The 15,847-nt window shown below is 39.6% G+C and carries 13 protein-coding genes; 3 read left to right on the top strand and 10 right to left on the bottom strand.

The features are described from left to right. Positions 1–15 precede the first annotated feature (15 nt). The 7 genes from B5Y40_RS27855 to B5Y40_RS27825 all read right to left on the bottom strand — a co-directional run bounded on the left by B5Y40_RS27855 (position 16) and on the right by B5Y40_RS27825 (position 8,841). On the bottom strand, positions 16–3,306 hold the full coding sequence (locus tag B5Y40_RS27855) for a SusC/RagA family TonB-linked outer membrane protein (protein ID WP_079690171.1): 3,291 nt from the start codon (positions 3,304–3,306) through the stop codon (positions 16–18). Positions 3,307–3,664: 358 nt separating this feature from the next. Further along, positions 3,665–4,309 (bottom strand): response regulator transcription factor, encoded by a 645-nt coding sequence (locus tag B5Y40_RS27850; RefSeq protein ID WP_079690170.1) that lies wholly within the window; start codon positions 4,307–4,309, stop codon positions 3,665–3,667. A 471-nt stretch (positions 4,310–4,780) separates the two neighbouring features. Further along, a complete protein-coding gene (locus tag B5Y40_RS27845; protein ID WP_143785975.1) occupies positions 4,781–5,887 on the bottom strand; it encodes a PAS domain-containing sensor histidine kinase in 1,107 nt (368 codons plus the stop codon). 8 nt (positions 5,888–5,895) lie between these two features. After that, positions 5,896–6,408 (bottom strand): YfiR family protein, encoded by a 513-nt coding sequence (locus B5Y40_RS27840; RefSeq protein ID WP_079690168.1) that lies wholly within the window; start codon positions 6,406–6,408, stop codon positions 5,896–5,898. A 92-nt stretch (positions 6,409–6,500) separates the two neighbouring features. Continuing rightward, positions 6,501–7,013: a YfiR family protein gene (locus B5Y40_RS27835; RefSeq protein WP_245840863.1), complete on the bottom strand. Its 513-nt coding sequence runs from the start codon at positions 7,011–7,013 to the stop codon at positions 6,501–6,503. Between the two features lie 109 nt (positions 7,014–7,122). Continuing rightward, entirely contained in the window at positions 7,123–8,193 is a 1,071-nt protein-coding gene (locus B5Y40_RS27830) for a M42 family metallopeptidase (protein WP_079690167.1), read from the bottom strand. A gap of 144 nt (positions 8,194–8,337) precedes the next feature. Next, on the bottom strand, positions 8,338–8,841 hold the full coding sequence (locus B5Y40_RS27825; protein WP_079690166.1) for a C40 family peptidase: 504 nt from the start codon (positions 8,839–8,841) through the stop codon (positions 8,338–8,340). Between the two features lie 36 nt (positions 8,842–8,877). Here B5Y40_RS27825 and B5Y40_RS27820 point away from each other — a divergent pair, with 36 nt between their 5' ends. From B5Y40_RS27820 to B5Y40_RS27810, 3 genes are all read left to right on the top strand, one after another. Then, positions 8,878–10,293, top strand: coding sequence for an FAD-binding oxidoreductase (locus tag B5Y40_RS27820; RefSeq protein ID WP_079690165.1), 1,416 nt, complete (start codon positions 8,878–8,880; stop codon positions 10,291–10,293). A 96-nt stretch (positions 10,294–10,389) separates the two neighbouring features. Beyond that, positions 10,390–10,716 carry a hypothetical protein gene (locus tag B5Y40_RS27815; RefSeq protein WP_079690164.1) on the top strand — a complete coding sequence of 109 codons (327 nt, stop codon included), beginning with the start codon at positions 10,390–10,392 and terminating at the stop codon, positions 10,714–10,716. Between the two features lie 73 nt (positions 10,717–10,789). Then, the gene (locus B5Y40_RS27810; RefSeq protein WP_079690163.1) at positions 10,790–11,557 is read left to right on the top strand and encodes a 3-keto-disaccharide hydrolase; all 768 of its coding nucleotides are present in this window, start codon (positions 10,790–10,792) and stop codon (positions 11,555–11,557) included. Positions 11,558–11,747: 190 nt separating this feature from the next. On the opposite strand, the gene B5Y40_RS27805 is transcribed toward B5Y40_RS27810, so the two are convergent. From B5Y40_RS27805 to B5Y40_RS27795, 3 genes are all read right to left on the bottom strand, one after another. After that, the gene (locus tag B5Y40_RS27805; RefSeq protein ID WP_079690162.1) at positions 11,748–12,782 is read right to left on the bottom strand and encodes a glutamine synthetase beta-grasp domain-containing protein; all 1,035 of its coding nucleotides are present in this window, start codon (positions 12,780–12,782) and stop codon (positions 11,748–11,750) included. 112 nt (positions 12,783–12,894) lie between these two features. Continuing rightward, positions 12,895–14,019, bottom strand: a complete 1,125-nt coding sequence (locus tag B5Y40_RS27800; protein ID WP_262497203.1) for an outer membrane beta-barrel protein — start codon at positions 14,017–14,019, stop codon at positions 12,895–12,897. Positions 14,020–14,316: 297 nt separating this feature from the next. Continuing rightward, entirely contained in the window at positions 14,317–15,675 is a 1,359-nt protein-coding gene (locus B5Y40_RS27795; RefSeq protein ID WP_079690160.1) for an ammonium transporter, read from the bottom strand. Positions 15,676–15,847 lie beyond the last annotated feature (172 nt).

Below are 15,847 nucleotides of genomic sequence, written 5' to 3'. Positions count from 1 at the left end.
TTTAGATTTTAAGAATTAGAATCCTATGTTCAACCCAACCTGATATGATTTAGTGTTTGGCAATGTGTTGTGGTCTACACCTCTGTCAAAGGCTGAGTTCACTGTGCCTGAACTGATTTCCGGATCAAAACCTGAGTAGTCTGTAAAAGTCAAAAGATTTCTTCCTGTGAGCACTAATTGAAATTTCTTCAATGACTGGATTTTCATAATTTTTGCCAGATCAAATGCAAATGAGATATTCCTGAGTCTCAAGAAAGAAGCATCTTCGAGAAAGAAGTCTTTGGTTGCAAGATTACCCGCTCCGTTTAAGCTACCAAATAAACCATAGTAGGCACTGGACCAATATGCCGGAAACGCTCCTGTTTTTCCATCTATAGTTACCTGCTTTTCATAGTCACCATGTATACCATCTCTATACATCCATTCTTTCGTTTGGTTATATAGTTTACTGCCATATACCCAATCGAATTGAAAACTGAACGTTATAAAATCTTTATAGCTTACCGAGTTTATAAATGAAGCGTTGAATTTTGGATTGGGATTAGCCAATGGAGTTTTCTCATCTGCAAATTGGATCTGATAGGTAGTCTTGTCTACGAGGCGTCCATCTACAATCTCATAGTTTCCTTCGGTTCCGGCAGTGATATAGCGCGAACCATTTGCACGGGTAGCATCCACGCTGGTGAGTGCTTTATAGCCATATATCTGTCCTATAATCTGACCAGGCGTTAACACCAATGAAGCATCACCAGCGCCTGAGTTAAGAATAATATCATTGCCTCCAGCTATAGCATCTATTTTAGAGACCTGATGTCCCCAGTTAGTAGTGAAATCCCATGTCATGGTAGCTGAACTATATACTGGCAAATTCAAGGAGAATTGAACTCCGTTGGATGACATGCCTATTGCATTTGTAAGTTGTCCTGTCGAGCCTGTTGAAGGCGCTACACTCACGGTATAAATAACGTTTTCACTTTTTCTTTTCCAATACGTAAACGATCCGGTAATAGACTTAAACCAGTCCCCTCCATTGCTCACGTCAACTGTAAAGTCAGTGCCTATTTCCGTCTCTTTGGAAACCTCTACTGCCAGACCAGAATTGTTGCTCGTCTCAGGAACCGTATATACTAACCCGGTACCAAGATTTTGCTGAGACAAAACAGGATATCGGTCGAATGCATTTGGTTGAATACCCGCTTCTCCATAGGCGGCACGTACTTTAAAGTAAGGAACAACGTCTGCAAGCTTACTGTCCTTCCAGAAAGTAGAGGGTAAAATATGACCATCAAAATGAGGAAATGTAAATGGTTTAGAACCTCCTCCAAAAGCAGAAGACCAATCACTTCTAAATCCTGCAGTTACTCCACCGTAATCACCAATGTCTATTTTCTGGTTAACTAAATATCCATACGTAACAAATTCTTCTGTGTAATCAAATGCCACGGCCTGATCTGAAGTGGATTGAAGATTCGTTGGCGGTGAGAGTGACAATCCTACACCATAGGTATCAAGTTCAGTGTATTTCCTCTTACGATAGTCAAATCCTATTTGTGTACTGGTTTCAATAGGTATATTTAAATGAAAGTCATCTTCAAAGTTTGTTCTGATAAATGCATTCGCCAAAAAGTTTTGAAATGTATTGTTGTATTGCCAGTTGTCTATCTCTCCCTTTAAGTCGGAAGCATAGGTACTTATCCAGTTGTCATAATAAACAGAGTTTATATTTTCGGACTGATTCAGATAAGTCCATTTAGAATTTTCAGTCCTATAGTTGAGACCATATTTGGCATCCAACTCAATAAACTTATTCACTGTATAATTGACATCAAAACTCTGTATTACATCTATCTTGTTGTCGATTTGATTGGAGTACTCCGTACGATAAAATGGATTACCAGCATTCACACTCAAAAAACCACCAGCTTCCTGATAGCCGGGATATGTACCATCTGCCAACTTTTGTGTCAGATCAAAAAATGGAGATGTATTCAGGAAGCTAAATACACCGTTAACGCTACCTAAAGTATTACCAAAACCATATTTATTTCCACCGGCTGCCCCTAAGCCCGGATGAAGATTATTTTTAGTATATACCAATTGCGTTGTAGACCTGATCTTAAATCCCTTGAACAATTCATTGCCCAAGTTGAGTGTAATATTACTTCTGTCTACAGCGCCATTTTTCATCACTGGACTGACTGAATGATTATTAGCAAGAGATATTGCGTAATCACTTTTATCAGATGCGCCTGAAATACTTAATGAATTATTGGTTGTATAGCCCGTTTGAAAAACTTGTTTGAAGTGATCATAATATTTAAGGTTTGCACCATACTCCTTGTTAAAATCATTTCGGATATCCTGAATAGCATAACGCGTAGCACCATTTCCATTTGGATATTGTTCTGAGGCACCCGTTTTACCGTACATATAAGATATACCTTGTATGCTACCGTACTCATCATAGCTCAATATATTTCCATCCTTATCTGTGATATTATTATTTGCATCGGTTATATAACCGTGTCGTCTGGCTTTATGAACGTCACCTATATTTAGAAATTGATTCGTGGAATAACTTGTAGAGAAATTAATAACCGGGCGTCCCTTCTGTCCTTTTTTTGTAAACACTTGAATAACACCATTGGCTCCCTGTGCTCCATAGATAGCAGCGGAAGCAGCACCTTGTACCACCTCAACGCGATCAACGTTACTGAGATCCAGCGAGTTGATATCTGTTGCTGCCAACTGTACACCATCTACTATAATTAAAGGCTTTGTACCGCCTTGTACTGTGTTGATACCTCTTAGCAAAATGTTTACAGGATCGCCAGGATTACCACTTATAGAAGATATCTGTGCACCGGCAATCTTCCCGATCAAAGCCTGATCTATTGATCCGGAAGGCGCTGCCGGAAGTTTTTCCGCAGTGACAGATTCAACAGCAATACCTAATTTTCTTTTATCAGTAGCAACACCAGTCCCTGTAACTACAACTTCTGTAAGCTGCGTGACATCTGTCGAAAGCGCTATATCTACTGTGGTTCGATCACCTACTTCAACCTCCTCCGACTTTAATCCAATAAAAGTAAAAATAAGTATAGCATTAGGCGGGGCGGATAAAGAGTAAATCCCTTCCGCATCGGTTACGGTACCATCTGCTGTGCCTTTTACAATTACGTTTACGCCTGGTAAGACTGACCCGTCTTCCGCTGAGGTGACCTTTCCAGAGACCGTTCGTCCCTGGCCGGTACTTTCAAAACTTGCCCATAGCAGGACAAGCAGAAACAGTAGATACTTCTTCATGCTTTAATGTTTAGGTTTATATGCTAAAGATGAAGAAGCTTCGATAAGCGTTAAATAACGTATTATCGCCAATTTTATAGCAGAAGATTAACGCAATATGTAGTATAAAATACGATTTAATAATACGCAAACGATAGCTAAGCAGCATCGCTATACCGAATTCTATACAAGCGTTATAACTTATATTATATTATAACCTGAAGAGTTATATAATTATAGTTACACCTACAATGACATAAAAAAAGCAGGATTAAAATCCTGCTTAGAAATAGAATACAAACAACGGGGAATTTTACAATTACATTGATCCAAGAAATATACTATACCAATTCGAAGTATAATATAATATCTACCTGGACTAAATAATGGAAACCAGCTTATCGTTTATAGCTTTCTTAACAACTTCTGACTTGCTGCCTACTTTAAGCTTTCTATATATATTCTTGATATGCGTCTTTGAAGTTTCCTGGGAGATCTGAAGTTGAGTAGCTATTTGAGTATAACTTTTACCTTCTGTTACTAACTTTAATACTTCAGTTTCACGATCTGACAGCGGGGATACTGGATTTACCCAGAATGTTTCCAATAATGTCCGCGTAAATACAGGGCTCAGATATGCACCACCGTCAAGGATTTTATCCAATGCTGTTAAGAAATAGGATAATCCGGATTCCTGGAGAACATATCCAGTTACACCAGCAGCAATTGTTGATAAAAACAATTCGCGTTGACGCTCGCCCGTAACAACTAAGAATTCTGTCTGCGGACGTTTCTCGCGGATGCATTTGATGGCTTCGATGCCTTCAATACCTGCGAAAACTAGATCCATTACAATAAGATCGGGAGACGTCTTATTGAGTTCTTTAATAGCCTCTTCGCAGGTGCTATAAGAATTAATGAGGGAGCAACGAGTGTTCGATTCGATAGCATACCCAAGTCCTTCGCGTGTTCTGGTGTCCTCAATTATCAAAATGAGTCTCGCCTTAAATCTTCCTTGTATCATTTTTAAATTTTAGATAAATCGTTAAAATCACTTCATTTAAGCACATAAATGTGCTCGCATTTACATCATCAAACTTATCTAAAACCACATATGCTGCGCAATCCTGTTATTACGCAGGGTAGTGTAGTGAAGTCACTAAGTGTAGCATCCGTATTTTTACTTATATAGTGGTAGGGAAAGCACAATGAATATTCCTGAATTCAGATTATATTCAGAATGTAGAGTTATATATAACGGCAACGTGTTTTGAGGGAAGACTAATCTGATTGATATATACTCAGAGGTATATCTTAAAATAAGAACGCACAGAGCACGCAGAGAAAAGACCCTCTCTATAAAAACTCTGCGACCCCGTGCGTAGACTTTCAATGGGAAGAAGCACAGCTTGCTTCTTTATTTCTTAAAAAACGCACAGAACTCACAAAGAAAAGACCCTCTCTATAAAAACTCTGCGGCCCTGTGCGTAGACCTTTATTCTATTTCTATCGGTTGGTATAGTTGATTGGGTATACTAATCTTAAATATTGTCCCCTCTCCTATTTTTGACTGAACGTTTATCGTTCCCTTCAACCGATCTATTGTATCCTTCACTATGAACAAGCCAAGGCCTGTACCTTGTCCTTGATCTGTAGCGCGAAAGAACAAGTCAAATATTTTCTCCTGATAAGCTTGTGCTATACCAATGCCATTATCTTCGACCTGTATATCACAAACTTCCTCTGTGATCTGTGCTGCAATTTTGATGAATGGATTTTGCTTTTGCAAGTCCATGTACTTTATAGCGTTGGAAAGAATATTTGTAATAATGGTTTGTACCCTTACCTTATCAGAAAGCAATTCCGCATTTCCCCCTATATTCCAGGATATATCTATGGATCTATCGGGGTACAGATTTTTAAGATTGTCCAACTCCTCCGATAACATATTCTCAAGGTCTATCTTTTCGCGATGAAGCGCTAACTTCTCATTTCGATAGAAATTATTCATTTCCTCAATGAAAGAATCCAGCCGCAAAAGACTTTTTTTAATCATCCCCAGATACAAACTCTGCTCTTCATAAGATGCTTGCTCTGCAATTTTTACCAAGCCTAAAGCCGACATGACTGGCGCCTTTAGATCATGTGTTGTTTTATAGATGACTTGATCGAGTTGTTGATTTGAGCGAATGAGTTCTTGCTCACGCAATTTTTGAGAAGTAACGTTGTATAACTTGAGAGCTAACCCTTGTGCCTTTTCTTCATGAAAAAGCTTTGATACACTTACATCAAAATAAACCTCGTGGTTACTTCCATCGGTAAATATAACTTCATCGGTAATGTGATCTTCGCCTTTTTTCAAGCTCTGATCCCACCGATGAAGTTTTTCACTCTCAATAAAGTCAAGGATATTTTTACCAAGTAAAAAGCCAATTTCAACGCCTAATACTTTCGTAACTGATGAAGAAGCATACTGGATTTTTAATTCACGGTCTGCTACTATAAATATATCTTCAGAGTTCTCTACAAGTTCCCTGAACAATTCGTCCCTACATTCCATCTTCACAAGCAGACAAAAAATCTGCTCTTTTTGTTCTTCCAAATGATACTTTATATCAATATAGCCATGCTACTAAGCTGGCTTGATATCTTGAGATTTGAACCATTGACTGTTGCCTGGTTCAATTCAAACTTCAATTTTCCGTCTACTACTTTAAAATTAATACAGCTTCCTTTTTGCCCGAGTCCATTTCCGTCTGTGATCGTTAAAATGGATTTCCCTGCGGTGCTGCTTTTTATAGTATCAAAATCTCTGTTTTTCGATTTACCAACATATACCACCTGGCAGTCTGACGACTCAGAAGCAGATCCCAGTTTTTTGATCACATACTTCTTGCTTCCCTTTGGTTTGCCATCATACCACTGCTTTAAAGTATTAAAGACGTTGTCATCTCCAATCACTCCAACAACAAAATCACCAGTTTCACCTTCATTTGGCCATTGCACATACTTAATAAAGTTGTACAACATCGCTGCATGAATCTCATGGGGTGGCCTTTCCTGTGCTACACCTGTCCCGATCTGGGTGAAGATCGAGAGAATCAAAAAAATAGAGGTTTTCATAGATTAAGTTTATTAGGGCTCTTACTACCAATCTATGAATTAATATTGAAAAAACCCCAGAGAGTAACCCCCGAGGCTTTCCAAACAACCCATTAAATCAGTATCGCCATAGAAGAAAGTGAACCGGAAACCTTAAGGTTAGATGCCTCAATGGCCTTTTGATTCAATTCGAATTTAAGCTTGCTATCAACCGTTTTAAAGTTGATACCGCTTCCCTTCTCTCCTAGTCCGTTTTTATCTGTAATTACAAGGGTACCTTTCCCTTTAACCTTTGAATTTGCAACGTCAAATTCACCGCTTTTAGATTTGTCAATATATAGCACGTGACAATCTGCTATTTCCGCTGCAGAATTGAATTTCTTTATCACATAGGTTTTAGAACCTCTTGGTTTTCCACCATACCATTCTGTTAGTGTTTTGAATACGTCATTGTTTCCAATAACACCGATAACAAATTCACCACTGGTTGCCTGATCAGGCCACTGTACATATCGGGTAAAATTGAAGACCATCATAGAGTACACTTCGTGCATTGGTCTCTCTTGCGCGAAAGTGCTTCCAGACATAAGCAGTACTGCCAGTGCTAGGATTTTAAACTTTTTCATAAATAGATAGATAGGTTGTTGTTTGTTGATACAAAGATAGGCTACGAAATCGCGTAAGGTCATGCCCATAAATGGGTTAACCTTATCGATGTAAGATTTTCCCCAATGATTACTTAATATAGCGGAAATCATGCCCCGCTTTTAACTGCAATAAAAATTCATAAATGAGATTGATAACGTTTTCGACATCATCTTTATGGACCATTTCTACAGTTGTGTGCATATATTTCAATGGTAATGAAATGAGTGCGGATGCTACTCCTTCTGCAGAATATGCAAAAGAATCGGTATCAGTACCTGTTGAACGAGACACAGCCTGACGTTGAAAAGGAATTTTGCGCTTTTGGGCAGTCTCAATGACCATCTTCAACACATTATTTTGGACAGCCGGTCCATAGCAAACAACAGGGCCACTGCCAGCTTTTAGATTGCCACTCTCTTTTTTATTGTACATCGGTGATTGTGTATCGTGCGTTACGTCTGTACAAATAGCCAAATCGGGTTTCAGTCTCCGGGAAATCATCTCCGCACCACGTAAACCGATTTCTTCTTGTACCGCGTTAACAACATATAACCCAAATGGGAGCTTCTTTTTATTCTCGTGTAACCTACGGGCAACCTCAGCAATCATATACCCTCCCATCCGGTTGTCCAGTGCGCGGCCTACAAGCCAGCTCTTATTCAATTCCATCAGTTCATCCTCGAATGTAATAACACAGCCTACATGAACTCCCATGTCTTCCACTTCCTTCTTTGAAGCAGCTCCTACATCTATAAATATATTCTTAAGAGAAGGCGCTTCTTCTTTTGCTGCATCCCGCACGTGAATAGCTGGCCATCCAAATACACCCTTCACAGTACCTTTATCGGTATGAATGTTTACACGCTTCGAAGGTGCGATCTGATGATCTGATCCTCCATTTCTGCGTACATATATATATCCATCTTCGGTAATATAGTTTACGAACCATGATATTTCGTCAGCATGCGCTTCAATCACAACTTTATAAGGTGCCTTTGGATTTATAATTCCAACGGCTGTTCCATATACATCTACCATATACTCGTTTATGTATGGCTTCATATAGTCTAACCAGATTTGTTGTCCGGAAGATTCAAAACCGGTAGGCGATGCATTGTTTAGATACTCGTAAAGAAACTGTTTGCTTTTCTTATCCATGATCCATTTATAATTTAAGTTCTACTAATATTAATATCAACGATCAATCTATAGCTATAGATAAATAGCGAAGCACTGACTGCTCATTCACATCGGCTATATTAAATCACACGAAGCGTTGGCAGAAGTATACTTCGTATGTCACTATTCAATCAAACGTCTCGCACCACGAAAACGCTTTTGATAGTATTCGGCAAAAATATTTGTTTCGACTACTCCCAGGGATGAAGATGCGTGAATGAATTTCACATTGTCTTTTGATTTTACATCGGTTACAAGACCAACATGTGTTACTTTCTTTTTCTTCTTACCTGTCGCAAAGAAGACGAGATCACCCGGTTCAATTTCACTCATCCTTACCTCTTTGCCAATTTTACTCTGATCTTCCGAACTACGGGGAAGTGATACATCGATGGAGCGAAAAGAGTTAATGAGCAACCCTGAACAATCCATACCCGATCGCGTTGTGCCTCCGTATTTATAGGGCGTACCTATAAATGTTCTTGCTGTACGAATAACCTTGTCCACTCGCTCATCCCTAACGCTCACTTGTTTGTGTGATGCACAAGACACTAAAAAAAGTGTTGCTATTCCTACGGTCGAGAGAAGAAGCTTTTGTTTAATTTTGAACTGAAAAAATGGCTTCATATCTAGCTTAAAAAGTAAAAACAAATATACTGATTCATGGCATTTGCAGAAGTATCCACCGGCATCATTAGCGAATTTGAGGCCATTGTTGGCGAACAAAACGTAGTTATTGACCCTGAAAAGCGTTACGATTACTCGCATGATGAAACGGAAGACTACTCTTTTCTCCCGGATGTAGTTCTCAAGCCCGGCTCTGCGGAGGAAATTAGTCGTATCCTGAAACTTTGTAATCAACATCTTATTCCTGTAACACCACGGGGTGGTGGCACTGGACTAAGTGGTGGAGCGTTGCCCATTAACAAAGGGGTAGTAATCTCGATGGAGCGATTCAACAAAATTTTAAATATTGATGAACTCAATCTTCAGGCTACAGTCGAGCCCGGTGTAATCACTGAGATCTTTCAAAATGCTGTTAAGGAGAAAGGACTCTTTTATCCACCTGATCCTGCAAGTCGCGGCACGTGCTTTATTGGTGGAAATGTATCTGAAAATAGCGGTGGTCCAAAAGCTGTGAAGTACGGCGTTACGCGTGATTATGTTTTGAACCTTGAGGTGGTGTTGCCTACTGGAGAAATTATATGGACAGGTGCGAATGTATTAAAGAACTCAACGGGATATAATCTCACTCAACTGATGTGTGGCAGTGAGGGAACGTTAGGTATAATTACTAAAATAGTTTTCAAGCTGCGAGGGCTGCCTCAAAAATCAGTAACGCTGCTTATGCCGTTTGTTACAAATGAAGAGGCTTGTAAAGCTATCGCTGAAATATTTCGTGCAGGTGTTCAACCTTCCGGTATGGAGTTTTTTGAACGCGAAGCAGCCATGAAGACTATAGATTATTGCGAGAAGATATATGCAGCAAAAGTGACAACGCAGTTCCCTGAAAACATGGATGCTTACCTGCTTTGTGAACTCGATGGCAATGATGATGAAGTGCTGATGCGTGATGCGGAACGTGTAATGACTGTTGTAGAACAATTCCAGGTAGGAGAAATTCTATTCGCGGACACTGCTTCTCAGAAGGAGGAACTTTGGAAGATTAGAAAGAATATATCTCCAGCTGTTAACGCCTATTCGTTAACCAAATCAGAAGATGTAGTTGTCCCTCGCGCTAATCTTCCTAAACTGATTGTAGGTATTAAAGAGATCGGCAAGCAGTTCGGCTTTAACTCTGTTTGCTATGGACATTTAGGGGATGGCAATCTTCACGTGAATGTTATGAAAGAGCAAATAAGCAATGAAGACTGGGATACAAAAGTAGTAGATGGAATTGGTGAAATCTTTAAACTAACGGTGAGCCTGGGCGGTACATTATCAGGAGAACATGGAATTGGAATTGCCAAGAAACCCTATATGCCTATAGCGATGGGTGAAGCAAACCTGATGGTGATGCGAGGCATTAAAAAGGCCTTTGACCCCAACGGCATATTGAATCCTGGCAAAATTTTCTAATTGGATGTACTATATAGAATCCTGTTTGTGTAGCCTATACATGAGCAGGATTTTTCATTTTCTCTTTACAACACTTTCTTTTACCTTTCTGATGATATGATGAACACCATTGTTACTGTCCTCGTTATTGCTGCGGTCATTGTAGTGCTATATATCCTCTTTAAGATTTTCAAACTTATCACCAGGCTCTTACTCATTGCTATCTTTTTAGTTATCGCTTACCTTACAAACCCAGGCTTAGAGAAGCATCAGCAAGCAGTAGAAAAAAAAGCCGAGAGAACGAACACAAAACTTCGCGGCCGGAATGTATCGCTTAGCGATTTCAAGATTTTCTCCCTCACAAAAATATCGAACGATGACCATGATAAGGTAGTCGGTGCCGGCTTGTTTACAAAAGTCTGGATCTTTCGTACCCTGGACTAACATTACTATATACGTTATGCGATCATGATTTAGTGCGTTTTAGTTAACTTCGAACAACTAAAAAACTTCAATCATGAAATCACGCTTATCTATTGCCTTAGCAATAATTGTTCTGATGGCATGCCAGCCAAAAAAACAAGAAGAGCAATCTTCTACTGCAGACTCTACCACTACCACTCCGGCATCTGAACCAATGGGTGACAACCATGTTTCCGAGCAACAAAAAGCCGAAGGCTGGGTGTCTTTGTTCGATGGTATAACTACGGAAGGATGGCACTTTTTTAAGGGCAAAGAAAATAGTAGTTGGGAAGTAAATGATGGTACACTTCATTGCAAACCTTTTATTGAGAATGGAACTAATCATCGCTCGGATCTGACTTCAAATGAGCAGTATGAAAATTTTGAACTTTCGTTTGATTGGAAAATTTCTGCGCAGGGCAACAGTGGTGTAATGTTTCGTGTTAGCGAAGAATTTACGGAGCCCTATGCGTCTGGTCCGGAATACCAGGTAATTGATGATGAAGGATATCCTGGAGACCTCAAGCCTGTTCAATTGACTGGAGCGAATTATGATATGCATGTACCTTCAGCAAAGGCAGCGAAACCTGTTGGTGAATGGAATCAAAGTAAAATAATAGTTAACGGTAACCATGTAGAACATTGGTTAAATGATACCAAGGTAGTTGAGTACGAACTCGGTTCCGAAGATTGGAATAAAAAGAGAGCAGAAAGCAAATGGAAAGATTTTCCTGGCTATGGCTTAACGAAAAAAGGATATATAGACTTACAGGACCATGGTAACGAAGTGTGGTATAAGAATATATTTATAAAGCCTCTATAGTATATTTCTATATATTAATGTAGTGTGCTAAATAAACAAAAGGTCATCGCTATGAATGATATACTCTTACAGAGATATCAACCTGGCGATGACCTTGATTTCCCTTCAGATTTTCTGATTTTTAAAAAGAAGCCGGACATTTCTGTCCGACTTCAACTACAACCAGACGCCCTGAAAGAAAAGGGTATTTTTAATGACCGTTTGAAGTTGCGTACTCCGGAACAGTCTTTACTGTCTTAATGATACGAGCTGCTACTTTATATGGATCAGCAGCAGAGTTTGGTCTTCTGTCTTCCAACCAGCCTTTCCATCCATTCTCCACCGTTGCAATCGGAATGCGTATAGAAGCACCGCGATCAGATACACCATATGAGAATCTATCTATAGATTGTGTCTCATGTTTACCGGTTAAGCGCAAATGGTTATCAGCTCCGTATACAGCAATGTGTTCTTTCACTACCGGTGCGAATGACTGACAAACTCTGTCGTAAATTTCTTTTGAGCCTGCTTCTCTTAACAATCCGTTAGAGAAGTTAGCATGCATACCAGAACCATTCCAGTCTGTTGCACCTAGTGGCTTGCAATGCCAGTTTATAGCTATACCATATTTTTCTGCTGTTCTTTCGAGAAGGTAACGAGCAACCCAAACCTGATCACCCGCAGCTTTAGCACCCTTAGAGAAAATTTGAAACTCCCACTGGCCAGTTGCTACTTCAGAATTTATACCTTCTACATTTATACCTGCTTCAATGCACAAGTCAAGATGTTCCTCTACAATCTCACGACCGAATGCATTCTTTGCACCGACTGAGCAATAGTAAGGTCCTTGTGGTGCAGGATAACCACTTGCCGGGAAACCTAGAGGTTTGTCTGTTTCTGTATCCCACAGAAAATATTCTTGTTCAAATCCAAACCAGAAATCATTATCATCATCATCAATCAGTGCACGACCATTTGAAGGATGTGGAGTTCCATCCGGACTCAATACTTCATTCATCACCAAGAAGGCATTCTTGCGAGCTGGATCTGGGAAAATAGCGACAGGTTTTAACAAGCAGTCAGAAGAACCACCTGGAGCCTGCTCAGTAGAGCTACCATCGAAGCACCAAACCGGGCAGCTTTCCAATTTGCCATCAAAATTTCTTACGATTTTAGTTTTGCTGCGAAGGCTCTGTGTTGGTACATAACCATCAAGCCAAATGTACTCTAATTTAGTCTTTGACATAGGGCGTTGTCATTAAAATTTAATAGTTGTTTATAGTTTATTTTAAATGTGTCCGTTGTAATTTTTATATACCCGAATGACTTCGTGAAATCATTCGGGTAAGTATATATTTTTAGAATTTGTAAACTGCTGCAAGATTTACTGTAGCCATCATATCTTTCAGTTCTGCCTCACCATCTTTGAAGAAGGAATCCTCAGAAGTTTTATCGATTCTTACCTCAGGAATAAAAGTGAATCCACCCGCTTTGTAGTTGCCTGATAATGTAAACTCCATAACACTTCCGTTTCCATCTGTATCCAAACCTATAATTCCAAGATGTCCTTTGCTTATTGAAAAATATTCTGCTCTTAATCCTAAAGCGAAAGTTTCAGATAGTGTAAGCTTTGGATATAGTGCAACACCAAAGAACGAGCTTGCATCATTTCCTCTATCGACAACACCGTCTACAGTAACACGCTCTCCCTCTCCAACGGTTTGATAAGAGGTATTTGCTCCCAAGTAAAAAGTTTCACTAAGATTCCATCCAGTAGTCAAGTCAACCTGGAATAATGTTCCATTTGAAATTGTTCCTAAAGCGTCTACTTTATCATCTAGCGTACCATCCTGATCTCCGTAAAGTAAATTCAACCATATACCACCTGCATCACTTGTTTTACCAATTTGTGCTCCCAGGGTATATGTATTAACCGGATTAAATTCAACTACATCAGTTGGGTTCATGATTGCAAGTTTGGCAACACCACCGTCACCAAAAGCAAAGTCAGCTCTCAAACCTGTATGGTTGAAAGGTCCCCATGAGAATAGGTAAGAAGTAGAATAGTGAAAATTAATAGCAGGAGAAATTACTTCGTATCCTACAAACGTGTTGAATTGACCTAAATTTAAAGTCACAGCATCTGACAGCTTATAGTAAGCAAACATTTGGTTTATAATAGCTTGCCCGGAAGCTGTACCAAACACTGCAGCTCTACCTCTTGGACCGAACACTACATCCGCTGTAAATCCTGCTTTCTCTCCTTGGTAAGACGCAATCAAATTAACCATACCCAGTGAAAAGCCTTTTAAATCGGCGAACGAAGTAGAGGGTGCATATGTAGCGCTTGGATTTCCGTCATTATCTAATGGATATAAATTCCGTGTTCCAAATGATGAATGCACATAAGTGTCGATTGACCCTGACAGGGTAAAAGTCTTTGTCGAATCCGACTGGCTATATGCAGTGAACGATAAGACCATAAGTGTTGCAATATATATAGTGCGTAGTTTTTTAAATTTCATCTTGTGTAAATGTGTTTTTATTTAACATGAGGCCATAGTTATCCTTGGAGGTCTCTCACACCTCCAAGGATTTTTTTAAGTTGGGTTGCATTCCGGTTCACCGAAACACAACTAGTCTCTAAATAGAATCAGGCAATTCATCAAGAACTTTCCCGGAATTGGGATTGGTACTCTTTCATAGGTTTGGTTTTAGGTTTGGTTTGTCGAATGAATTGGTTAATGAGTCTATTTAGAGGCCGGTTTCCCGGCCTTCTGTTAAATAACTTTCTCTTTCAGTGAGCTGAAGTCCATAGGGTAGAGATTTTCGCCGTGCTGACTAAAGTCTGAACCTATTTTCTTCTCTTCAGGAGTAACATTCAATCCAAAAATCAGGTCGGTAATTTTCAGAAGTACAAGTGCTCCTACAAAACTGTAAGCCACTACAATCACAAGTGCTTTAAGGTGTACTATGAATAGCGTAGTGTCACCGAAGAATAAACCGTTACCAGTAGTGTTCGCAGCGTTAACAGCAGTGTTGGCTAATAAACCAGTCATCACCATACCTACTGCTCCACCTACACCGTGGCAAGGAAATACATCCAAAGTATCTTCGAGTGAAGTTTTAGATTTCCATGATACTACTATGTTACTGATCAGAGCAGCGAATGTTCCGATGAATAAACTTGAAGGAATTGTTACAAAACCTGCAGCAGGTGTGATGGCAACAAGACCAACAACAGCACCGATACAGAAACCAAGTGCCGATGGTTTTTTACCTCTTACGGCATCAAATAAAATCCATGCAAGTCCTGCTGCTGCTGAAGCTGTATTTGTTGTAGCGAAAGCAGATGCAGCCAAAGGACCAGCGGCTAATGCACTACCTGCATTGAAACCGAACCATCCGAACCACAGTAAACCAGTACCCAGCAATACGAATGGAATGTTTGCCGGTGCTATATGTGTCTTCTCTTCTCCTTTGCTTCTCAAGTAAATTGAAGCGGCCAATGCTGCAAAACCTGCTGACATGTGTACAACTGTTCCGCCAGCAAAATCCAACACACCCCATTTAAAAAGGAAACCTTCAGGGTGCCATGTCCAGTGTGCGAGGGGAGCATAAATTAATAAAGAGAAAAGAACTAAAAACAGAATATAAGCTTTGAAGCGAATACGTTCTGCAAATGTTCCAGTAATAAGAGCAGGAGTAATGATTGCAAATTTCAATTGAAAGAATGCAAACAGAACCAATGGTATAGTTGGTGCAAGTGACCAAGGCTTACCATCCAATACGTTTTCAAACATAAAGAATGATGCAGGGTTTCCAACAAGTCCAAGACCTCCAACATCTTCTCCGAAAGCCAGACTGAATCCAACCAGGATCCACAATACGCTTATCACACCCATGGCAATAAAACTCTGCAACATGGTTGAGATAATGTTCTTGGTATCGATCATACCTCCATAGAAATAGGCTAAGCCTGGAGTCATGAGCAACACCATTGCAGTTGCTGCCAGCATCCACGCTGTGTCACCGGAGTTTATTCCCTCCGTAACAATAGTGGTGGGCACAGATGGCATAAAGACTGCCAAAATGCTTACCGCGATGAGCAAGACAAGAAAAATAACGGACTTTTTCATAGTTGTTTAGTTATTAGGTTTAGATAAAGACGCCTAAGCATCATTTAATGGTATAAATTTTTTAACAATAGGGTAAAAATCAAACTACTTTTCAGAAAAAATTACAGAAATCGTTGTAGTTAGGGTTAAATTTTAACCATAAACGTTTTAAATTATAATATTTTAAAAAATA

It is taken from the genome of Ohtaekwangia koreensis (assembly GCF_900167975.1).
GTDB classification, from domain to species: domain Bacteria; phylum Bacteroidota; class Bacteroidia; order Cytophagales; family Cyclobacteriaceae; genus Ohtaekwangia; species Ohtaekwangia koreensis.
The sequence above is the reverse complement of the archived record's forward strand: the minus strand, read 5'-3'. Positions and strand labels throughout refer to the sequence as shown.